Source organism: Marinobacter sp. 1-3A, from assembly GCF_016597775.1.
Classification (GTDB): domain Bacteria; phylum Pseudomonadota; class Gammaproteobacteria; order Pseudomonadales; family Oleiphilaceae; genus Marinobacter; species Marinobacter xiaoshiensis.
Genome location: NZ_VCGZ01000005.1, coordinates 54698 through 75954, shown reverse-complemented (window position 1 = coordinate 75954; position 21257 = coordinate 54698). Strand labels below are relative to the sequence as shown.

The window sequence follows — 21257 nt, the reverse complement described above, 5'->3', positions numbered from 1 at the left end:
GAAGGTCGGACACCCGGCCCTGGCAGGCGACTTGGCTTTTCTGATTTAGCCGCTTGCACCGACAGATTGATTGTGGAACCTGGAGAGTTTAAATGGCCGATTATCAGGCGCCTTTGCGCGACATGCGTTTTGTATTGAACGAAGTATTTGATGCCCCTGCGCTATGGGCATCCCTGCCAAAAGTAGCAGAGAACGTTGATCCGGAAACTGCCGATGCGATTCTTGAAGAGGCCGGCAAAATTACCAGTGGTGTGCTTGCGCCACTAAACCGCGAAGCGGACGAGCAGGGCAGCCAGTGGAACAACGGCGAAGTAACCTCACCGGATGGCTTTAAAGAAGCCTACCAGACTATTGTTGAGGGTGGCTGGAATGGCCTTGGTGGCAACACTGAGTTTGGCGGCATGGGTATGCCTAAAACTCTGGTGGCACAATTTGAAGAGATGATGCAGGGCGCAAACATGTCGTTCGGCTTGGCGCCAATGCTGACCGCCGGTGCTTGCTTGGCACTGGATGCGCACGGTAGCCAGGAGCTGAAAGAAAAGTATTTGCCCAATATGTACTCGGGTGTTTGGGCAGGCGCCATGGATCTGACAGAGCCTCATGCAGGAACAGACCTGGGCATTATCCGCAGCAAGGCTGAACCCAATGGCGACGGCTCCTTTAACGTGACTGGCACCAAGATTTTTATTACTTGGGGCGAGCACGACATGGCTGAAAACATTATTCACTTGGTGCTTGCCAAGCTGCCAGATGCTCCGAAAGGGCCAAAAGGCATTTCGCTGTTCCTTGTTCCCAAGTTCATGGTGAACGACGACGGGTCCTTGGGTGAGCGTAACAGCTTCAGCTGTGGTTCCATCGAGAAAAAGATGGGCATCAAAGGCTCCGCTACCTGCGTCATGAACTTTGACGGTGCTAAAGGCTGGCTTGTAGGTGAGGAGAACAAAGGGCTGAACGCCATGTTCACCATGATGAATTACGAGCGTTTGGGCGTGGGTATCCAGGGCATCGGTGCAGCAGAGGCTTCCCTGCAGAATGCAGTGGAATATGCCAAGGATCGTATCCAGAGCCGTGCGCCTACTGGAGCACAGCAGCCGGAAAAAGCAGCAGACCCTATTCTGGTGCACCCGGACGTTCGGCGCATGTTGCTCACCATGAAGAGCTATGTCGAAGGCGGCCGTGCTTTTTCTACCTATGTGGCGCAGTGGCTGGACATTTCCAAGTATGCCGACGCTGCAGAAGTGGATCGCCGTAAGCATGCTGAAGGCATGGTTGCACTGCTTACACCGGTTGCAAAAGCGTTCCTGACCGACCGTGGCCTGGAAGCCTGTATTCTGGGTCAGCAGGTGTTTGGTGGTCACGGCTTCATTCGTGAATGGGGTCAGGAGCAATTGGTTCGTGACTGCCGGATTACCCAGATCTACGAAGGCACTAACGGTATCCAGGCGCTGGACCTGATGGGCCGTAAGGTGGTTGGTAGCCAGGGCAAACTGTATGAGCTTTTTGCGGAAGATGTCGCTGCCTTCATCGAAGAGAACAGCAGTGAAGAAAGTCTACGCCCTTACCTTGAGCCACTTGCGGCTGCGTTCGAGCGTTTGTCTGACGTGACTGAGCACGTTATCAAGCAGGCTTCGGATAATCCTGATGCCGTTGGCGCAGCCTCAGTGGACTATCTCGATCTGTTCGGGATGACTGCTGTGGGTTATATGTGGGCACGTATTGTGAAGGCTGCAGCACCGAAGGCTGGCGATGACACATCTGGTTTCTATAGTGGCAAGCTGAAAACAGCGCGTTTCTATTATGATCGCCTGTTGCCGAAAACCGTTTCTCTTGCGGAAAGTATTCGCAGCGGAAGTGACTCTATGATGGCGCATACCGCCGATGAGTTTTGATTACTGAAAGCAGGAAGGTGAGGCGGCTCTTCAGATGACGCCTCTGAGTAAATAAAAAAAGCAGGCCTCAGTGCCTGCTTTTTTTATTTAAAGACGTTCCATTCGGCTTGGATCAGTGATGTAGGGGTTCTCATTGCCCTGAATCTCCGCTATCCGCTTATGCCGGGAGAGCTCCTTGTCGTCTGGTGGATCTGCCCGGTTCCAGCCCTGGAATACCTGGGCAGACCCTAACCAGGGAAGGCCGTAGGTGCCAACCATGTAGCCCATGCTCCGGGCGACATCGCCTTTCACTTTTGGAGGCGGCTCAAAGAAAACGCTGCTCTCCCGTATGCCACAATCGTCTTCCTTGATCAGGGCCCCAAGCTCTTCGTAGCGGGCATTGCGGCGCCGAAGTTCTGTGCGGTTCCGTACTGGAACCATGTTATGAAGGTCGGAGGCAATCTGACGGTAACGGTTGTCTTGCTCGCATTGGCGAGTTGTGCCGCAGGAAAGGGCGTTGCGGATGTCCGCGAGTGGGTAAATATAGCCTTGAGTCAGCATGAAACCTTTGGTGGAAAACTGCTCATCGCAGAAAAACGACTTGCCGCCATCTGCATACAGATTTCCCCAGAACTGTTCCTCGATGACGGTCTTCGGGTCGCTGAAACGGGTGTTTTGACCAATGACGAAGGTTGCAGTCAGCAGGAGCACCGATGTGCTAAGAAGAAGAAAAATCTTTTTCATATGTCATTAATACCTCTCAGTGTCGGTAAGCGCCTTTTAAAATAATGACGCTCAGCTCACTTATATAGGAATATGACATAAGTTCCCCTAGCACAAGGGGCCTTACCGTAAACAATTGTAGCTATGTGTTAACGGTTTAACATTTTCACATAATTTTATCGCGAATGTTCTGGTAGCTTGATCTCAGATCGTCGCCCAGCTTTTTGACAGTTTGCCGCGCTTCCTGAGATGCGTCGCTGGCTTCATCCATTACTTGGTCAAAGCGCGATTTGAATTTATCCCATTCCTCTTCCAGTTCGTCGAACTCATCTTTTACTTCCTGGCGAGCAAGGTGTAGTTGAACGCGCGCTTCGTCACGGTACTGTTTAATCTTGTCTGAAAGGGTTTTAAGATCTTCTTGAAAGCCCATGGCAGGTACCTTTTTGAATGGTTGGTAAACCTACCATGCGCCCGGTGGCAGGAACCTTCAAGTGGGGGAGGTGCGGGAAGGCTCAATTTAACGATTGGACTTGACCCATGTCAGAATCTGGCGTTCAAAAGTGCCGACATATCGCGCAGGTAGTGCCAAGGGGAAAGCTCGTCAAAGCCTTTCGCAGCGCGGTCAATCTGGCTGCAGAGCTTCAGAGCTTCGTGTAATTGCATGGCGTTTAATCGCCTGGCTGCTTGCTCTAACGCTCGCGCTCGTTGTGGCTGGAAAACACCGCGCTTTTTAAAGAACGCGGAGGGGGTCTCAGCTCTGTTCTCGCCTGTTTTAAGTTCGAGAAGCAGGTTGATATCACGGGTTAATACCGCCAATAGGCCAAGGGGGTTTTCACCCTCCTGCTGCAGCACGCCAATTACTTTTCCGGCATGGGATGCACGACCACTGAGCAGTTCGGTCACCAGTTCAAATCCGTTAAAGCGGGAGCTGTCCTGAACGGCCCGCTCTATGGTTTGTTCATCAATAGTGTCGCCATTGGTCAGGAGGGCTAGCCGGTCCAGTTCCTGGCTGGCTGCCAGCAGGTTCCCCTCCAGCCTCTCTGCCAGCATCGTAAGGGCTCCCCGTGTCAGGTTTAGCCCCTGCTTTTTGGCTCGCTGCTGAAGCCATCCAGGGAATTTGTCCGCGTCTACTGGCCACACCGGCACATGGACACCCTTGGTTTGAAGCTCCTTATACCACTTGCGCCGGGTTTCTGCGGCGTCCAGGCGAGTGCTGATCAGCAGAACGATAATGTCTTCAGGCGGATTTGCAAGGACCTGCTCGAGAACCGTTCGACCATCTCCCAGCTTTCCCGTGGGCAGGCGGATTTCGATTCGGCGCCGATCAGAGAACAGGGACATGGCACTGAATTCATCGGCTACCATGTTCCAGTCAAGCTGTTGATCAGCATGGAAAGTCAGGCGATCGATGAACCCGGCTTCTTTGGCTGCACCTCGGATCTGATCACAGCATTCCTGAACCAACAGGGGTTCGTCTCCGGAGACCAGATAAACCGGTGCCAGGCCTTTCAGGAGCAGCTGTGTTAGTTGGCCTGGATTGGTTTTCATGGTTTGCCAGATTGCGAGCCGGGCGGAGTAGGGGAGCTTTGGTGATTATTCCGGATTTCCTGCAACCGTTTTTCGGTAATCGGTGCAAGGCGGAAGATAATCTGTTGCGCCAGGCGATCGCTCAGCTGTTGCTGCAGGTTCTCTTCCTCTCGCTGTTTGGCGAGCACGTTGGTCTCATCGTACCTGTAGCTCTCAGTCGTTGTGAGGCGCGTGCTGGCGATGACTGGAATGCCATCGCTGCTGACAAGTTCGAGGTCGACGGACTGCCTGAGTGTATATTCAGCAGCAGCTGCCTGAACGGTAATGGCGGAAGCGCGGCGATCCTGTGCAAAGTCACTGATTTTGAGCCGGTAATTTGCGCTCTGCCCTGTCGCCAACTCAATGCCACCCAGTTCAAGCTGTTCCCGGGTGGACTGGCAAAGGGAGGCAGGCACTGGCGATTGGCACACCAGTTCAAGAGGCTCGAGTGCTGATGAAACTGGCGGCGCACCCCGCAGATGAAAGCCACAGGCACTCAGGCTGATAGCCATAGCGCTTGCGGCAATCAGCCTTGCAGTGTCTGTCTTCAGGGTGCGGAGCCACATATCAATTAGCGACCACGTTGACCAGTTTGCCAGGAACAACAATAACTTTGCGAACTGTCGCACCCTCGATAAAGCGAATAACATTTTCATTTTTCAGTGCTTCGGCTTCCAGGTCGGCCGAATTGATGTCGGCGGGCACGTCAACTTTTGCGCGCACTTTGCCGTTAACCTGAAGAACCACCTGAATCTGGCTTCTAACCATGGCAGATTCATCGGCTACCGGCCAGGTTGCATCAACAACCGGGTTGCTATGGCCCAAGGCATGCCAAAGGGTATGGCAAATGTGAGGCACGATCGGTGCGAGCATTACCACTGCTGTTTCCAGCGCTTCCTGGCGAACAGCACGGGTTTGGGGCTCGTCGTTGTTCAAGCGGCTGACATCGTTCAGCAATTCCATTACTGCAGCAATGGCGGTGTTGAACGTCAGGCGGCGGCTGATGTCGTCACTCACCTTGGCAATGGTTTCATGGGTTTTGCGGCGCAAGTCCTTCTGGGCGTCATTCAGGGCGCCAGGATCGATGGCCGGTGCTGCTCCACCTGCAACCTGCTCGTTTACCAGGCGCCACAGACGCTTGAGGAAGCGATGGGCGCCGTCTACAGCACTATCAGACCATTCAAGGGACTGTTCTGGCGGGGCTGCAAACATCATGAACAGGCGGACTGTGTCAGCACCATGGGCATCAATAATAGACTGAGGGTCTATGCCGTTGTTTTTCGATTTGGACATCTTGGTTACGCCACCGGCGATAACAGGTTGCCCATCTTCCTTATGCACCGCGCCAATGGCGTGGCCTTTTTCATCCCGCTCCACAACGACATCTGCGGGCGAAATCCAGACCTTGCCGCCCTTGTCGTCTTCACGGTAGTAGGTGTCTGCCAGGACCATGCCTTGGGTCAGCAGTTGCTTGAAAGGCTCTGAACTGTTTACCAGGCCAACATCCCGCAGGAGTTTGTGGAAGAAGCGAGCGTACAGCAGGTGCAGGATGGCGTGCTCTATACCGCCGATATACTGATCTACTGGCAGCCAGTAGTTTGCCGCCGCCGGATCGAGCATGCCTTTGTCGTAATTCGGGCTGCAGAAACGGGCGTAATACCAGGACGACTCCATGAAGGTGTCGAAGGTATCGGTTTCAAGCGTTGCAGGCTGCCCGTTGAAAGAGGTTTTTGCCCACTCGGGATCGGCCTTGAGAGGAGACAGAACACCATCCATCTCGACATTTTCCGGTAGCCGAACCGGCAACTGGTCATCGGGTACCGGGCGCTGGGTGCCGTCTTCCATAGTCATCATAGGGATGGGAGCACCCCAGTATCGCTGGCGTGAAACACCCCAGTCACGGAGGCGGTAGTTGACCGTGCGCTTGCCAATCCCCTTGTCTTCCAGGTGCTCAGCAATGGCATCAAAGGCTTCGTCACTGGTGAGGCCGCTGTATTTCCCGGACGAAACCAGTACGCCCTTTTCTGTGAAAGCCTTTTCCTGAACGTCAATTTCGCGGCCATCAGTGGCAGCAATTACCTGTTTGACGGGTAGGCGATACTTGAGGGCAAACTCGTGGTCTCGCTCATCATGGCCGGGTACTGCCATCAGTGCGCCAGTGCCGTAATCGGTGAGCACAAAGTTGGCGATCCAAACCGGAATTTCTTCTTGGGTCAGCGGATGGATAGCTTTGAATCCGGTATCAACACCTTTCTTTTCCATGGTGGCCATTTCGGCCTCAGCAATCTTGCTGTTGCGGCACTCATCCACAAATGTGGCTACGTCTGTATGCCGCTCTGCGGCTGCTTTGGCCAGCGGATGCTCTGCGGCTACGGCCATGTAGCTCACGCCCATCAGGGTATCGGGGCGGGTAGTGTAAACCGTGAGACCGTCTTCGCTGTCTTTCAGCGGGAAGGTCAGCTCGGTGCCCACGGATTTACCGATCCAGTTGCGTTGCATGGTCTTGACCTGCTCAGGCCAGCCATCGAGATCGTCCATGTCGTTCAGCAGTTCTTCGGCATAATCGGTAATGCGGATAAACCACTGGGGAATTTTTTTCTGCTCAACGAGAGCGCCTGAACGCCAGCCGCGGCCATCAACCACCTGCTCATTCGCAAGAACGGTCTGGTCCACTGGGTCCCAGTTCACGGTGGACATTTTCTTGTACACCAGGCCTTTTTCGTAAAGGCGAGCGAAGAACCACTGTTCCCAGCGATAGTAATCCGGCTTGCAGGTAGCCAGCTCGCGGCTCCAGTCGTAACCGAAGCCCAGCTGTTTGAGCTGGTTTTTCATGTATTCGATGTTGGCGTAAGTCCACTTGGCCGGTGCCGTTTTGTTGGCAATGGCTGCGTTCTCTGCAGGGAGACCAAACGCGTCCCAGCCCATGGGCTGCATAACGTTCTTGCCTTGCATGCGCTGGTAGCGGGAGATCACGTCGCCGATGGTGTAGTTGCGTACGTGCCCCATGTGCAGCTTGCCGCTGGGGTAGGGGAACATGGACAGGCAGTAGTATTTGGGTTTGTCCGGGTCTTCCCTGACTTCAAAGGTTTTGTTCTCGTCCCAGAAGGTGCGCGCATTGTGTTCAACGTCACGGGGATTGTAGTGCTCGTCCATACCTGCCATTACCAAAGTTACCCTGTATAAAAATGATGTGCGGAGCGGCCGGACATTCTAACGCACACAAGGCGTAACAGGTAGTCTGCCAAAAACCGAATACTGTGCCATGATGTTTAATATGGCGAAGGTCGCCAGCCGGTGGGTCTCCCCGGAACACGCCGTAAATACGTCCATGTAGGCTTGACTGCAGCATCCATGCTGCAGACAGTTCCAGGGAGACCCACCGGCTGACGCCCCGCAAATTATGAGGAGTTCTCAATGACTGAGCCTGAAAGAAGCCATTTATCCGGAAAAGCTCTCGAGGTATACGACCGCATGCTTGAGCGGGTGCAGACTCGTTTGAAAGCTATACAGGAAACCTCGCTGGACACCTTGGAAGAAGAGGTGGAGAAGGCAATAGAAGTTGAGCAAGAACTGGAGGAAATGACCAAGGACGAAATCAGCCTCCTTGGCACCTACCTTCAGAGAGATCTGGAGCATCTCCTGAACTTTGTAGATGAAACCGGGGAGGGGCTTGCGGAATGGTTGCAGCTCGATTTGTCATTGCTGGAACAGCAATTGACCGAGCGCTTGTTGTCGGTTGCCGACCAAACGTTGGTCGATACCGTTGCGCTGCGACAGAAACTCGAAAGCCGTGATGCGGGGCAGTACATCGCTGGTGAAGTCGCAACCGCTGGCATGTTCCAGTGCCTGAATTGTGAGCATATGCTGTGCCTCACATCGACCAGTCATCTGGAACCTTGTGAAGCCTGTGGTTCTCAGTACTACAAGCGGGTTACCAGTCACTGGCCGCGGAAAGAAAGCTGACTCGAGACTCTTGAAGGGGTAGTTCGGGAAGGCTCCTCCGAAGTTTGGGCGGTCGTGGCAGGGGCGGTCTTCAAAACCGTGCGGAGCCATGGATGGCGGAGCCGAGCGTACAGGGAGGTATTCACAGCGTGTTTTGAAGACCGTCCCTGCCATGACCGCTTTCGCCGAAGTGCGGTCAGTTCTTGGGAATAACCCGCTCACGAACAAACACAATCAGAATCAGCGCCAGCGTCAGAACCGGCCAGGAAGCCGCAACCATATAAGGCGTGCTACCACTGGCCTTGAACACCTCACCAGTCAGAACAGCCCGCTCAAACTGCGGAATACGCGCCGTAATCTGCCCCTTGTTATCAATGATCGCAGTAACCCCATTGTTGGTACCGCGAATCATATAACGCCCGGTTTCCAGAGCCCGCATGCGCGCAATCTGCAAATGCTGCAACGGCCCCACAGAATCCCCGAACCAACCATCGTTACTGATCGTCAGCAACAAATCCGAATTCACCGCATTGCGAGCCAAAAAGTCCGGATAAGCTACTTCATAGCAAATAAACGGCATCACCTTCGTACCATTGGCGTTTAAAGGCGACTGGTTTTTCGGACCACGGGTAAAGCTCGACATGGGTAAATCAAAAAAGCCGATCAACCCCCGAAGGACCCCCTCAAGAGGGACATATTCGCCAAAGGGCACAAGCTTCTGCTTGTGATAAATACCTTCGCCGTTGCCCATGGCCATAATGCTGTTGTGATAGGTGAAGCCACCAGCGCGCTCGCTGAAACCGTACCAGGGAATGCCTGTTATCAGCGTACTGCTTTCCCCGAGATTCTCTTCAATGTGATCAATGATTTTCCCCGCCTGATCCTGGGGAATGGGGATTGCCGTCTCCGGCCACAGAATCAGATCAACATCCCAGTAAGGCTTCGTCATGCCCAGATAGGCTACGATCTGGTCTTTCAGAAACTCCGGGTCCCACTTGATCAGCTGCGGAATGTTGCCCTGCATGGCAGCCACAGATGTGGGCTCCGAACTGATGTCTGTCCATTCGACCCGGTTCAGTGCCGGGGCCGCCAACCACGGGATCAGCGTTATAACAGCAACAATGCCAGCGCTGGTATAGCGCTGCCTGGTTAATAGCCAGCCCGCACCAAAAATAGCGGCGCCGCTGGCAGTGATCAAAAAGGTAAGGCCGTGAACGCCAATTATCGGCGCCATCCCTGCCAGAGGCCCATCAGTATGGGCTGTACCAAGGTACAGCCATGGGAAACCGGTTAACAGCCAGCCACGAAGCCAGTCCCCGAGAATCCAGATGGCAGGGAACAGGATGAGGCGCCGTACGGCACTGGCCTTAGCCAGCTTGCCCCAGAACCAGAATGCGAGAGCCGGAAACAACGCCAGCACCGCCACAAAGGCAGCAGTGAGCAAAACTGAAACCGGTATGGACGTATTTCCGAATTCACTAATGCTGATATAAACCCATGTGGCCCCAGAGCCAAACAGACCAAGGCCCGCCAGCAAGCCCGCAAAGAAAAGCTTCCTCGCCGGCAGTGGAATGCAGACCAGCAGAATCATTAGTGCAGAAATTGGCCCAAGCCACCACAAATGGAAAGGCGAGAAGGTTAGGGTTTGCAAAGCGCCGGCAACCAAAAGGGTTGCCGCGCTAAACCAGCGGTTGGAAAGCAATGAAAGGGCTGGGGCAGTAGAGGGTGTTAAATGCTCATGGCTCACTACGGGTTACCTGTAACAGACGGATGACACGGTTATCGGCGTTGGCTATGGTAAAGCGCAAGCCGCCAAATTCAACCGTTTCGCCTCGTCTGGGCAGGTGACCGAATTCCTTTAGTACGACGCCACCAATGGTATCGAACTCTTCTTCATCAAAACCGGTGTTAAAAAATTCATTGAAGTCGTCGACTGGCGTCACTGCCTTCACGGCATGGGAGCCATCACCTCGAGCCTTGATGTGGGTTTCTTCGTCAAAATCGTGTTCGTCTTCAATTTCCCCGACGATTTGTTCGAGTACGTCTTCAATGGTTACCAAACCGGCCGTGCCGCCGTATTCATCCACGACGATGGCCATGTGATTACGGTTTTCCTTGAACTGTTTAAGTAACTGGTTCAGCCGTTTGCTCTCTGGAACAAACGTAGGCGGGCGCAGTAGCTCGCGAACATGAGACCAGTCCATATCATCATCAAGGGCCAGTGGCAGAAGATCTTTGGCGAGAAGGACACCGATGACATCATCCTGGCTGTCGCCAATAACCGGGAAGCGGCTGTGGGCAGACCGGATAACCTCGCCAAGATATTCTTTCGGGTCTTGAGAGGCGCGAACGGTAACCATCTGGGAACGCGGGATCATTATTTCATCCACCCGCATGTCCACCACTTGCATGGCACCTTCGATGATGCTCATGGCATCTGCATCGATTATTTCCTGGGATTCAGCGCTTCTAAGGACTTCCAGAACATCTTCGATGGTCTCTGGTCCGCTGGAGAAGGCGTGTGATATACGCTCCAGCCAAGACTTGTTGGAGCCTTGACTGCGACTCGACTGGTCGTCGCTCATGAGTCTTTTACCGTTTCCTCTGCTTCGTAGGGATTGCCGAACCCAAACTCGGCCAGCAATCGAATTTCCATGGCCTCCATGGCCTCTGCCTCTTCGTCGTCAATATGGTCATAGCCTTGAAGGTGCAGCATGCCATGAACTACCATGTGTGCCCAATGGGTTGAGGGCTCTTTATGCTGGTCTCTGGCCTCATTTTCAACGACCGGAGCGCAAATAACGAGATCTCCTGCCAATGGCACCGTTATACCGGCTGGCGCTTCAAATGGAAAGGACAACACATTCGTGGGTTTGTCCTTGCCCCGGTACTGGTGGTTCAGTGCCAGGCTTTCCTCAATATCGACAATACGAATCGTGACCTCGGATGGCTCCTCCCCCAGCCAGGCAGCCTGGGCCCACGCTTGAAACAGGGATTCTGCAGGTACACCCGGCCCTTCGAACACGTTTTGAAAATCAACCGTCAGCTCGCTCACTGTGCGCGGCCGCTCCCTTTGCTGTTGCCTTCATCAAGTGAATCGTAGGCTTCCACAATTCGCTGAACCAGAGGGTGACGGACAACATCCTTGGCTTCAAAGCGCGTGAAGCTGATGCCAGTAACGTTTCTCAAAACGCCTGCGGCATGAATCAGCCCTGAATTCTGGCCCTTGGGCAAATCCACTTGGGTGGTATCACCAGTAATCACAGCAGTGGAGCCAAAGCCGATTCGCGTCAGGAACATTTTCATCTGCTCGCGGGTGGTGTTCTGGCTTTCATCCAGAATAATAAACGAGTTATTCAGAGTACGGCCACGCATGAAGGCCAGCGGCGCAATCTCGATCACACTTTTCTCAATCAACCGGGTGACATTCTCAAACCCGAGCATTTCATAGAGTGCGTCGTACAGAGGGCGTAGGTAGGGATCCACCTTCTGAGCCAGATCTCCCGGCAGAAAGCCAAGCTTTTCGCCAGCTTCAACTGCCGGGCGAACCAGAAGAATCCGCTTCACTTGCTCGTCTTTCAGGGCTTCTACTGCACATGCTACAGCGAGCCAGGTCTTGCCTGTGCCCGCGGGCCCGATGCCAAAGTTGATGTCGTGGGAGCGTATGCTGTGCACATACTTCTGCTGATTCGCACCGCGGGGTTTGGCTGTGAGCTTGGGGGTTTTGATGATGGTGACTGAGCCGTCGAAAGGAATTTCTTCTGGCAGTCTCTCAAGCCCGGTTTCGCGAATGTACAGGTGCACGGTATCCGGAGAAATGTCTTCGGTGGCCTCGGTTTCCCGGTACAGGTGTCTGATCACTTCCACCGCAGCGGCGACGTTTTCAGTAGCACCTTCAACCCGGAAGTGATGGCCTCGGCGGGTGACGGATACTTGCAGGCGCCGTTCGATGTGTTTCAAATTCTCATCAAACTGTCCGCAAAGGGTGGTTAGCCTGCGCTGGTCTGCCGGGTGTAGATCGAATTGTCTGGAATCGTTGGTGTTCAAATTTTCTCCGTTTTACTCCCGTGTTGTCTTTGGGAGTATGTCTTTTTGCTTTGGATGCTTCCGGTATGGAGCGGGGCCTGCTTCCCAAAAAACGCCCGTAAATACGTCCCTGTAGGGCTCGATCGCGCCATCCCTGGCGCTCAACGTTTTTGGGAAGCAGGCCCCGCTCCATCCCTTTTCGATCTATGTGCAGGCCGCCAACATAAAAAACAAGTGCAGCGTGTTGTTTGCTTTAAAGTGGAACCCGCTGAATCAGTAAGGTAAAAGGCGGCAGAAGTTGTCTATTTGCATGCTGCACACATGTTTGCCGAGAGCGGTGGAGCCACCCTCCCAAAAATGTCTTCGGCCAAGGAAGGCCGAAGCCAAGCGCACATGGATGTGCTCGTAGCGGTTTTTGGGAGGGTGGCTCCACCGCTCTCTAACACCAAACCTTGAAAACATGGGAGCCCAAGCTCAATACAGCTCCGAATCCACGGGCACCCCCCTCAGGGAGTTGGCGTAAGCCTCAACTATCTCTACGTCGATGAAGTGCCCAACAACCTCGGGATTATCGTGCCGGAAATTCACAATCCGGTTGTTCTCCGTGCGCCCGGAATACTCCCCCGGATCCTTTTTGGATAAACCGGTGACCAGAATGCGCTGAGTGGAACCCACCATCTTGCGGCTGATATCCATCACCGTCTGGTTGATGCGATCTTGCAGGATTTTGAGGCGCTGCTTTTTCACTTCCATCGGCGTTTCATCAGGCAGATCCGACGCGGGCGTGCCCGGGCGTGCGCTGTAAACAAAACTGAAGGACATGTCGAAACCGATATCGTTGATCAGCTTCATGGTGTCTTCAAAGTCCTTCTCGGTTTCACCCGGGAAGCCAATGATAAAGTCTGAAGAAAAACTGATATCCGGACGAATCTTGCGCAGACGGCGCAGCTTGGATTTGTACTCCAGCGCCGTATGGCCACGCTTCATGGCGGCAAGGATGCGATCCGAGCCGCTTTGTACCGGCAGGTGCAGGTGGCTGACCAGTTCGGGTACCTGTTCGTACACTTCGATCATCGCATCGGTAAATTCAACCGGGTGCGAGGTGGTGTAGCGAATGCGATCAATGCCATCGATGGTCGCGATCAGCGTGATCAGTTCCGCCAGATCCATCACGTCGCCATCGTGAGTGTCACCACGATAGGCGTTTACGTTCTGGCCTAGAAGATTCACTTCCCGCACGCCTTGGCTGGCCAGGTGCGCAACTTCGGCAATCACGTCGTCTGCCGGACGGCTGACTTCTTCGCCTCGGGTGTAGGGAACTACGCAGAAGGTGCAGTATTTGCTGCAACCTTCCATGATGGAAACAAAGGCGGACGGGCCATCGGCACCGGGGTCCGGCAGGTTGTCGAACTTTTCGATTTCCGGGAAGCTCACATCCACCACGCCTACGCCGTTACCTTTCATGCGTACTTCGGTAATCATATCCGGCAGGCGGTGCAGGGTTTGCGGGCCGAAGACCATGTCGACATAAGGCGCCCGGTCAAGAATGGCCTGGCCTTCCTGGCTGGCAACGCAGCCGCCCACGCCGATGATCAGTTCCGGTTTGTTGGCCTTTAGTTTTTTCCAGCGACCCAGCTGGTGGAACACTTTTTCCTGGGCTTTTTCACGGATGGAGCAGGTGTTCAGCAGCAGGATATCTGCGTCTTCAGGCGTTTCGGTCATTTCTACCGCTTCGCCGGTTTTAAGCAGGTCGGCCATGCGGGATGAATCGTATTCGTTCATCTGGCAACCGTGGGTTTTGATGTACAGCTTTTTGGCCATGGGTCTCAACACAACTGGATGTATTTGGCGCCCGGAGCAGAAACTGTCCAGATTGCGCGCTGATAAAGGAGAACTGGGCATTATAACTGGGTGATCAATCTGCAACCAGCGTTGTCTCGGTAATCTGCCAGTTTTGCTGTGGTATTATTCCGGCGTTTAAGTTTCGGAGTCAGAAGCGATTGGTGCAGGGCTCTCCAAAAAGCGCCCGTGAATACGTCCATGTAGGGCTCGGTCGGGCCATCCTTGGCCCTCCACGTTTTTGGAGAGCCCTGCACCAATCGCTTCGTCGAGCTTCGGTGGATTAATCTCTTACTACAAACTTCACAAGACTATGACTCCAGAGCGCCTTGCCCGCATCAAACAGGTTTTGAACACCCGGCAGCCGGACCTGACAGTCCTGACCGACCAGGTTCACAAACCAAGAAACCTCTCCGCCATACTGAGAACCTGCGACGCCTTCGGGCTAGCCAACATGCACGTGGTGTGGCCAAAAGAGGGCTTCCGGGCCTTCCGGAAAACCGCCGGCGGCAGTTTCAAATGGGTAACACCTCACACCCACCGCACCATGGACGAGGCTATAGCCCATCTGAAAGGGCAGGGCCAAAAGATTTACGCCGCGCAGCTTTCGGACCGGGCGATCGATTACCGATCTGCAAACTTCACCGTGCCCTGCACAGTGATTATGGGCAACGAAGTGGACGGTGTCAGTGCAGAAGCGGCGGAGCAGGCGGATGAGCACATCGTTATTCCCATGATGGGCATGGTGGAATCCCTCAACGTATCCGCAGCCTGTGCCATCATCCTCTCCGAAGCCCAAAGGCAGCGCAAAGAGGCCGGCTTGTTCGATAATCGGCGCATACCGGATGAAGAATACAACCGCCTACTCTTCAGTTGGTGCCAGCCCGTCGTCAAGCGCTACTGCGACGACCGAAACCTGTCATACCCGCCCATTGATCACGAAACCGGTGAACTAATCGACGGAGTAGGCTGGATGCAGGAAGTAAGGGTGCAGAGAGCAAACCGCCCCCGCTGGAATGAAGAAAACCCAGTAGAAGCCAGCTAACGTAAACTCCTTTTGCCCAGATCGGCCCGTGGCGTGGTGAAGCTTTTCTGCCGGAAAAAGATGTCTGAGCGCAGCGAGTTATTTTTCCAGAAGAAAAGCTTCACCGCGCCGCGGAGCCAGCCCCCAAAGCGGCAGGCCGCAAATGGATCAGTCCTCGCGATTCTCCAAATACCGCTCCAACTGCTCCCGCAAAGCCTTAGGCAGGCGAGTAATCGTCAGCGCATCCTTGTCGCGATCATAGTAAATCGCCTGATTCACCAAATCGGAAGAAAACGAAACACTCATACCACCGCCAGAGCCCGCAATCCGCACCAGCTTCTTCACCTTCCGATGATCCGGGTGCAGCACGCCGCTCTCGGGCATCTCCGCAGACTTACTGGCAAACTCCTTGAAACGCCCGGGCTCATCCTCATCCAGATAGCCAGACAACGCTTCAATAGCCACCGGCTCACCCAACGCATGCTGCTCTTTGCAGAACTCATAAGCCCGCGTGCGAACTTCGCCAGCCTTCTCAGGCTCTGAAGACTTTGCAAACGCCTCCACCGCATCCAGAAACGTCAGTGTTTCCTTTTCAACATCGATCTGGTTAGTGAAACCACACAGCCGGATAAACAGCTCCCCCGGTTCACCCGTGCCCCGGGCATGCACCAACGTAAGATAGTTCTCAGCCGCGTTATCACCCAGCCAGTCATCCAGCTCAACCCGCATGGCAAGATTCAGGCGGGACGTGCTCAGCACATCCGTTGTATCCAGAGCCTGATTACCATCGAAGCGCAGAGCGCCGTCGCTTTCCAGAATCATCACGTAAACCACATCGGAATCTGCCAAGGCCTCGTGAACAACCACAAGTTGCCCCACAAACTCCTCCTGGCAGCTCGTAAGCAACTCCTGCCACTGGCCAAATACCCGATCTGTGAACGAGGCAAAACTCTGCTTGTCCTCCAGATAATCCTTCAGCCAACTGCTGAACGGGCTCTCACCAATATCTTCTGAAAACCGCCCGTACTTCTTGCCAGGCTTGCTGTTAAACAACCGCTTCATCTGCTTGTGCAGGCCCTCGTAGTCGCCACCCGGCTCCTGCAGCGCCTCACCACTTTGCAGGCGGGCAGGCTGCCCCGGCTGATACTGACTGGAAAACGCGGTGCGCAGATGCTTAATAGCCATAAACAGATAATCCCGAATAAAGAAACAAAAAAGCCCCGAAGGAAACCTTCAGGGCCAAAGATTCTGCCACGGACAACAAATACATTCACGACTAAAAAAGGAGACTGGTAACAAAACGTGATAGCCGTGGGGCGGGGTGTCTTTTCTGGCAGGAAAAAGATGTCTGAGCGAAGCGAGTTGTTTTTCCAGAAGAAAAGACACCCCGCCCCACGGCAAACACCTTTTAACCAGTCCTGTCCTTAAACCCGCTTGTTGCGCACCAACTCCTGCACTAGTGATGCAGCGACATCAGAAACTTCGTCAGTGCTATCAGCTGCTATGGAAACATTGGCGATGTCAGTGCCAAGATTCACAGCAATCGCTACCAGTCCATAGGCAGTTAGCAGTTGTGCTGTGCGGCGACGGTCGTCGGCATCACCAGCATTGTCTTCGCTCAAAATTACCGAAGTTTTTCCCTGGTCGAACAGCGCTCGTTCAACAGCCAAGGCAAGGGCATGGGCCTGTTTACCGGAGCAACCGATAATCATCGGCTTTTGCGCAAGCCTGCGTTCACGTTCCTCTGGGCTCACGGGCTCAAGAGTGCCTGCAGTATCTGCCAAGCCATCAATCATGCCGGCACCAACTGTCACGTTGGTAAGCCGATCGATCACAATAAAGCTGCCGGTGGCGTGATTACGCTGGTATGCGTCAAAGGCGATGGGCTGACTCAGGGTGAGATCACACAGGCCAATTTCATTCACCTGCAACAGGGCAGGATTGGCGTGCTGTTCCAGCGTGTTCACGTCGGTCTGATAGTGAATCTTCCGAACCGTGCCGGAGGTGAAGGTTGGGCCCAACTTGATGTCGTACAGGCGACCGGTATGCAAAGGCGCATCCGCCATCCACACGATGTTGGCCTTAAAACGGTTGCCCACTTCCGGCTCGTCTTCCGGTTTTACCAGCATGTCGCCACGGCTAACATCAATTTCATCGGTCAGTGTCAGCGTAACCGCCTGATCAATATAAGCTTCTTCCAGATTGCCATCAAACGTCACAACTTCCTTGACGGTACTGGTGCGCCGCGAGGGCAGGGCCATCACTTTGTCACCCGGGCGAATCACGCCTGAGGCGATGGTGCCACAGAAGCCACGGAAGTTGAGGTTGGGTCGGGTGACGTATTGCACGGGGAACCGGAAGTGCTCCAGGTTCTTGTCGCGGTTTACTTCTACCGTTTCCAGAATATCCATTAGTGGCTGGCCGTTGAACCAGGGCGTGTTCTCGCTGCGGTTGACGACGTTATCGCCTTCCAGCGCCGAGATCGGTACAAATCGGATGTCTTTCAGTCCCAACTTTGCGGCGAACGAGAGATAGTCCTCTCTGATTTCGTTGAAACGATCTTCACTGAAATCCACCAGATCCATCTTGTTCACTGCCACAACGATGTGCCGGATGCCGAGCAGGGAGGCGATAAAAGAGTGCCTGCGTGTCTGGGTCAGCACGCCACGGCGGGCGTCGATCATCAGAATGGCAACTTGAGCGGTAGATGCACCGGTGGCCATGTTGCGGGTGTACTGCTCGTGCCCCGGTGTGTCGGCAATGATGAACTTGCGCTTATCGGTAGAAAAATAGCGATAGGCAACATCAATAGTAATGCCTTGCTCGCGCTCGGCCTGCAAACCATCCACCAGCAGGGCAAGATCCAGCTTTTCGCCTGTGGTGCCCATTTTGGCACTGTCGGTTTTCAGGCTGGCCATGTGATCTTCGTAGATCATTTTGGTGTCGTGGAGCAAGCGGCCTATGAGGGTGCTCTTGCCGTCGTCTACGCTGCCGCAGGTGAGCAGGCGCAACAGTTCCTTGTTCTCGTGCTGCTTCAGGTAAGCCTGGATATCGTCGGCAATAAGATCAGATTGATGTGACATGTCAGAAGTACCCTTCGCGCTTTTTCTGTTCCATGGAGCCTGCCGAATCGTGATCAATCACGCGGCCCTGACGTTCTGAGCTGGTGGCCAACAGCATCTCCTGAATAATTTCGGGCAATGTATCTGCTTCAGATTCAATCGCGCCGGTGAGCGGGTAGCACCCGAGAGTGCGGAAGCGGATGGACTTCATCATCGGCTTTTCGCCCTCTTTCAGTGGCATGCGTTCGTCGTCCACCATGATCAGGGAGCCGTCGCGCTCTACAACCGGGCGCACGGCTGAGTAGTAGAGGGGGACGATTTCAATGTTTTCCAGATAGATGTATTGCCAGATATCCAGTTCAGTCCAGTTGGACAGCGGGAATACGCGGATGCTTTCGCCCTTGTTCACCTTGCCGTTATAGGTGTTCCAGAGTTCCGGGCGCTGGTTTTTAGGGTCCCAGCGGTGGTATTCGTCCCGGAAGGAATAAACCCGCTCTTTGGCGCGGGATTTCTCTTCATCCCGGCGAGCGCCACCGAAGGCAGCATCAAATCCGTATTTGTTCAGAGCCTGCTTCAGGGCCTGGGTTTTCATCACATCGGTATGCTTTGCACTGCCGTGGGTAAACGGCCCTATACCCTGTTCAACGCCATCCTGATTGGTATGTACGATCAGGTCCAGGCCGTATTCCTTTACCTTGCGCTCCCGGAAATCAATCATGTCCCGGAATTTCCAGGTGGTATCCACATGCATCAAAGGGAAAGGCATTTTCCCGGGGTAAAAGGCTTTGCGGGCGAGGTGCAGCATTACCGCGGAGTCCTTGCCGATGGAGTAGAGCATCACCGGGTTATCAAACTCGGCAGCCACTTCGCGGATGATGTGGATGCTTTCCGCTTCCAGTTGTTTCAGATGCGTAAGGTTGTATGTGGTCATGATAATCCGTTGCCGCAGCGGGCCTTGAGGGCGTGCTAATAGAATGGCAACTATATCAGAGGCGATATGGCTATAAGAAGTGTTGCGCTTAGAGTTTTAAGTTATAGAAATATAGCGCTTCAAAGAGTCCTGCTGTGATCAATCGTTTGGATTCCGGCCCAGGGCAGGAAAGTTGTTCTGGATCAGGCGGGTTTTAGCGTATCGGCCAGAAGTTTCCGAACATACCTGTCAACGTAGTCAAACCCGTTCCCCTCGAAATCGGCAAACTGAATGCCCAACTGAAATTCATCTCGGGCCATTCTGCGCAGGTGAACAATATGCCCTTTGGCTAAAATCGATACCGGTTGGGTTGCAACAACAGGCACAGAAAAGCGGGCCTTCACGTCAATCCAGTTTCCCGGGGTGGGGGCTCTCAGGCGTGGTATCAGCTGGCCAGCAGCTTCCTGATTGCAAAAAACCATAACGCCTGTGCGAGACAGATTGGAGATTTTGCAGGTGAGCTGGCAACCATCCGGCTTCTCGATAACGATGTCACTTTCAACATCTACACGTTGCTGGTTGCGCAGGTTTGGTTTGACTGTGGCTGCTTTCATGGGCACTCGTATTAGCCGCTCGTGGTGGCACTGCTGGGTATGCTTGGGTTCAAATAATGTTTCAGAACAACGTGTAACCTACAAAAATTGTAGTTGTTTATTTTCTGATCAGCAACTTGAGTGTCGCACATTGTGGCAGATTTTTAATTTATTTCTGAACAAGGGTTCACAAATTTGAATAAGATCAGAATTGTTTCGCTTATCAGATCGCTCGGCTTTTGCTGCAGAAGAGCCCCTTACTGGTGTAAAATTCCTGGCTCTATTCACTTGCATACTCCCGGCGCTCATTCCTGTGCGGCCGCCGAGTGCCAGGATTCCTGAAACGATTTATGACAGAAAAAGCCGAAAACACAGTAGCCGGAAACGGCAAAGTTGGATTCATCAGTCTGGGTTGCCCCAAGGCCCTGGTGGATTCCGAGCGCATACTCACCCAGCTTCGGCTGGATGGCTACGACGTGGTGCCCACGTACAATGATGCGGATATTGTTGTGGTTAACACCTGCGGCTTTATTGATGCGGCCAAACAGGAATCCCTGGATGCCATAGGTGAGGCCATCAAGGAAAACGGCAAAGTGATTGTCACCGGCTGCATGGGCGTGGAAGCTGAAAAAATCCGTGAAACCCATCCGGGGGTGCTGGCGGTTTCTGGCCCTCACGCCTACGAGGAAGTGGTGGGTGCAGTGCATCAGTATGTACCACCGACCCGTGCGCACGATCCGTTTACTGATCTGGTTCCACCCCAGGGCATCAAGCTGACGCCACGGCACTATGCATATCTCAAGATTTCTGAAGGCTGCAACCATCGTTGCACCTTCTGCATTATTCCATCCATGCGGGGCGACCTGGTGAGCCGGCCTATCGGCGATGTGATGGATGAAGCTCAACGACTGGTTGATGCTGGGGTTAAAGAATTGCTGGTGATATCCCAGGATACTTCGGCCTATGGTGTAGACACCAAGTACCGTACCGGCTTCTGGCAGGGGCGTCCGCTGAAAACGAAAATGCAGTCATTGTGCGAAGCGTTGGGGGAGATGGGTGTTTGGGTGCGCCTGCATTATGTTTACCCATATCCGCACGTAGATGACATCATCCCACTGATGGCTGAAGGCAAGATTCTGCCGTATCTGGATATTCCCTTCCAGCACGCCAGCCCGAAAGTGCTGAAGGCCATGAAGCGCCCGGCCCACGACAGCAAAACCCTGGATCGTATCCGCAAATGGCGGGAAATCTGCCCGGAACTCACCATCCGCTCCACCTTTATTGTGGGCTTCCCGGGTGAGACGGAAGAAGACTTCCAGTACCTGCTGGATTGGCTGGATGAGGCGCAGCTGGATCGAGTGGGTGCCTTTACTTACAGTGCGGTAGAGGGTGCCAAGGCCAACGAGATTGAGGGTGCGGTGCCTGAGGAAGTGAAAGAAGAGCGTTTGGCCCGTTTTATGACAAAGCAGGCAGAAATATCAGCCGCACGTTTGCAGGCGAAGATTGGCACCACCATTGATGTGTTGATTGATGAGGTAGATGAGGAGGGGGCTATTGGCCGCTCCAAGGCTGATGCCCCAGAGATTGATGGCATGGTGTATCTGAACGACGCAACCGACCTGAAACCCGGTCAGATAGTGAAAGCACTTGTTGAACATGCCGATGAGCATGATCTATGGGCAGTTCTGGTGTGAACTAAGCGAA

Annotated in this window: 18 protein-coding genes; 4 read left to right on the top strand and 14 right to left on the bottom strand. The window is 53.9% G+C overall.

Translation table 11 applies throughout. The annotated features are described in order from the left end of the window. The first annotated feature begins 92 nt into the window (after positions 1-92). On the top strand, positions 93-1889 hold the full coding sequence (locus FE848_RS09410; protein ID WP_200202548.1) for an acyl-CoA dehydrogenase C-terminal domain-containing protein: 1797 nt from the start codon (positions 93-95) through the stop codon (positions 1887-1889). An 87-nt stretch (positions 1890-1976) separates the two neighbouring features. Here FE848_RS09410 and FE848_RS09405 read toward each other — a convergent pair whose 3' ends face one another. The 5 genes from FE848_RS09405 to leuS all read right to left on the bottom strand — a co-directional run bounded on the left by FE848_RS09405 (position 1977) and on the right by leuS (position 7310). Beyond that, entirely contained in the window at positions 1977-2612 is a 636-nt protein-coding gene (locus FE848_RS09405) for an endonuclease (RefSeq protein ID WP_200202547.1), read from the bottom strand. 145 nt (positions 2613-2757) lie between these two features. Next, positions 2758-3021: a hypothetical protein gene (locus tag FE848_RS09400; protein WP_200202546.1), complete on the bottom strand. Its 264-nt coding sequence runs from the start codon at positions 3019-3021 to the stop codon at positions 2758-2760. A 110-nt stretch (positions 3022-3131) separates the two neighbouring features. Next, positions 3132-4139 carry a DNA polymerase III subunit delta gene (holA, locus tag FE848_RS09395; RefSeq protein WP_200202545.1) on the bottom strand — a complete coding sequence of 336 codons (1008 nt, stop codon included), beginning with the start codon at positions 4137-4139 and terminating at the stop codon, positions 3132-3134. Further along, positions 4136-4723 (bottom strand): LPS assembly lipoprotein LptE, encoded by a 588-nt coding sequence (gene lptE, locus FE848_RS09390; RefSeq protein ID WP_200202544.1) that lies wholly within the window; start codon positions 4721-4723, stop codon positions 4136-4138. Before lptE ends, holA begins: the two co-directional genes overlap by 4 nt. A gap of 1 nt (position 4724) precedes the next feature. Then, positions 4725-7310 (bottom strand): leucine--tRNA ligase, encoded by a 2586-nt coding sequence (leuS, locus tag FE848_RS09385; protein ID WP_200202777.1) that lies wholly within the window; start codon positions 7308-7310, stop codon positions 4725-4727. Positions 7311-7571: 261 nt separating this feature from the next. On the opposite strand from leuS, the gene FE848_RS09380 reads away from it, so the two are divergent. Further along, positions 7572-8120, top strand: coding sequence for a zinc ribbon-containing protein (locus tag FE848_RS09380; RefSeq protein WP_200202543.1), 549 nt, complete (start codon positions 7572-7574; stop codon positions 8118-8120). 175 nt (positions 8121-8295) lie between these two features. On the opposite strand, the gene lnt is transcribed toward FE848_RS09380, so the two are convergent. The 5 genes from lnt to miaB all read right to left on the bottom strand — a co-directional run bounded on the left by lnt (position 8296) and on the right by miaB (position 13946). Then, a complete protein-coding gene (gene lnt, locus FE848_RS09375) occupies positions 8296-9846 on the bottom strand; it encodes an apolipoprotein N-acyltransferase (protein ID WP_200202542.1) in 1551 nt (516 codons plus the stop codon). Further along, complete coding sequence (locus FE848_RS09370) at positions 9836-10684, bottom strand: HlyC/CorC family transporter (RefSeq protein WP_200202541.1); 849 nt, start codon at positions 10682-10684, stop codon at positions 9836-9838. Before FE848_RS09370 ends, lnt begins: the two co-directional genes overlap by 11 nt. Beyond that, positions 10681-11154 carry an rRNA maturation RNase YbeY gene (gene ybeY / locus FE848_RS09365; RefSeq protein WP_200202540.1) on the bottom strand — a complete coding sequence of 158 codons (474 nt, stop codon included), beginning with the start codon at positions 11152-11154 and terminating at the stop codon, positions 10681-10683. The genes FE848_RS09370 and ybeY overlap by 4 nt, the downstream gene beginning before the upstream one ends. Beyond that, a complete protein-coding gene (locus FE848_RS09360) occupies positions 11151-12146 on the bottom strand; it encodes a PhoH family protein (protein WP_200202539.1) in 996 nt (331 codons plus the stop codon). Before FE848_RS09360 ends, ybeY begins: the two co-directional genes overlap by 4 nt. Positions 12147-12599: 453 nt before the next feature. After that, positions 12600-13946 (bottom strand): tRNA (N6-isopentenyl adenosine(37)-C2)-methylthiotransferase MiaB, encoded by a 1347-nt coding sequence (miaB, locus tag FE848_RS09355; protein WP_200202538.1) that lies wholly within the window; start codon positions 13944-13946, stop codon positions 12600-12602. 331 nt (positions 13947-14277) lie between these two features. On the opposite strand from miaB, the gene trmH reads away from it, so the two are divergent. Beyond that, positions 14278-15009 (top strand): tRNA (guanosine(18)-2'-O)-methyltransferase TrmH, encoded by a 732-nt coding sequence (trmH, locus tag FE848_RS09350; RefSeq protein ID WP_200202537.1) that lies wholly within the window; start codon positions 14278-14280, stop codon positions 15007-15009. A 147-nt stretch (positions 15010-15156) separates the two neighbouring features. Here trmH and FE848_RS09345 read toward each other — a convergent pair whose 3' ends face one another. The 4 genes from FE848_RS09345 to FE848_RS09330 form a co-directional block, all read right to left on the bottom strand. Continuing rightward, on the bottom strand, positions 15157-16173 hold the full coding sequence (locus FE848_RS09345) for a nucleoid-associated protein (RefSeq protein ID WP_200202536.1): 1017 nt from the start codon (positions 16171-16173) through the stop codon (positions 15157-15159). A gap of 239 nt (positions 16174-16412) precedes the next feature. After that, a complete protein-coding gene (gene cysN / locus FE848_RS09340; protein WP_200202535.1) occupies positions 16413-18071 on the bottom strand; it encodes a sulfate adenylyltransferase subunit CysN in 1659 nt (552 codons plus the stop codon). 1 nt (position 18072) lies between these two features. Beyond that, complete coding sequence (gene cysD / locus FE848_RS09335) at positions 18073-18981, bottom strand: sulfate adenylyltransferase subunit CysD (protein ID WP_200202534.1); 909 nt, start codon at positions 18979-18981, stop codon at positions 18073-18075. Positions 18982-19163: 182 nt separating this feature from the next. Further along, positions 19164-19574 (bottom strand): PilZ domain-containing protein, encoded by a 411-nt coding sequence (locus FE848_RS09330; RefSeq protein ID WP_200202533.1) that lies wholly within the window; start codon positions 19572-19574, stop codon positions 19164-19166. A gap of 329 nt (positions 19575-19903) precedes the next feature. Between FE848_RS09330 and rimO the strand changes: the two genes are divergently transcribed. After that, a complete protein-coding gene (rimO, locus tag FE848_RS09325) occupies positions 19904-21247 on the top strand; it encodes a 30S ribosomal protein S12 methylthiotransferase RimO (RefSeq protein ID WP_200202532.1) in 1344 nt (447 codons plus the stop codon). Positions 21248-21257 lie beyond the last annotated feature (10 nt).

Coding starts and splice junctions, on each gene's coding strand:
- FE848_RS09410 (WP_200202548.1), top strand. CDS start 93: ATGGCCGATTATCAGGCGCCTTTGCGCGACATGCGTTTTGTATTGAAC.
- FE848_RS09405 (WP_200202547.1), bottom strand. CDS start 2,612: ATGAAAAAGATTTTTCTTCTTCTTAGCACATCGGTGCTCCTGCTGACT.
- FE848_RS09400 (WP_200202546.1), bottom strand. CDS start 3,021: ATGGGCTTTCAAGAAGATCTTAAAACCCTTTCAGACAAGATTAAACAG.
- holA (WP_200202545.1), bottom strand. CDS start 4,139: ATGAAAACCAATCCAGGCCAACTAACACAGCTGCTCCTGAAAGGCCTG.
- lptE (WP_200202544.1), bottom strand. CDS start 4,723: ATGTGGCTCCGCACCCTGAAGACAGACACTGCAAGGCTGATTGCCGCA.
- leuS (WP_200202777.1), bottom strand. CDS start 7,310: ATGGACGAGCACTACAATCCCCGTGACGTTGAACACAATGCGCGCACC.
- FE848_RS09380 (WP_200202543.1), top strand. CDS start 7,572: ATGACTGAGCCTGAAAGAAGCCATTTATCCGGAAAAGCTCTCGAGGTA.
- FE848_RS09370 (WP_200202541.1), bottom strand. CDS start 10,684: ATGAGCGACGACCAGTCGAGTCGCAGTCAAGGCTCCAACAAGTCTTGG.
- miaB (WP_200202538.1), bottom strand. CDS start 13,946: ATGGCCAAAAAGCTGTACATCAAAACCCACGGTTGCCAGATGAACGAA.
- trmH (WP_200202537.1), top strand. CDS start 14,278: ATGACTCCAGAGCGCCTTGCCCGCATCAAACAGGTTTTGAACACCCGG.
- FE848_RS09345 (WP_200202536.1), bottom strand. CDS start 16,173: ATGGCTATTAAGCATCTGCGCACCGCGTTTTCCAGTCAGTATCAGCCG.
- cysN (WP_200202535.1), bottom strand. CDS start 18,071: ATGTCACATCAATCTGATCTTATTGCCGACGATATCCAGGCTTACCTG.
- cysD (WP_200202534.1), bottom strand. CDS start 18,981: ATGACCACATACAACCTTACGCATCTGAAACAACTGGAAGCGGAAAGC.
- FE848_RS09330 (WP_200202533.1), bottom strand. CDS start 19,574: ATGAAAGCAGCCACAGTCAAACCAAACCTGCGCAACCAGCAACGTGTA.
- rimO (WP_200202532.1), top strand. CDS start 19,904: ATGACAGAAAAAGCCGAAAACACAGTAGCCGGAAACGGCAAAGTTGGA.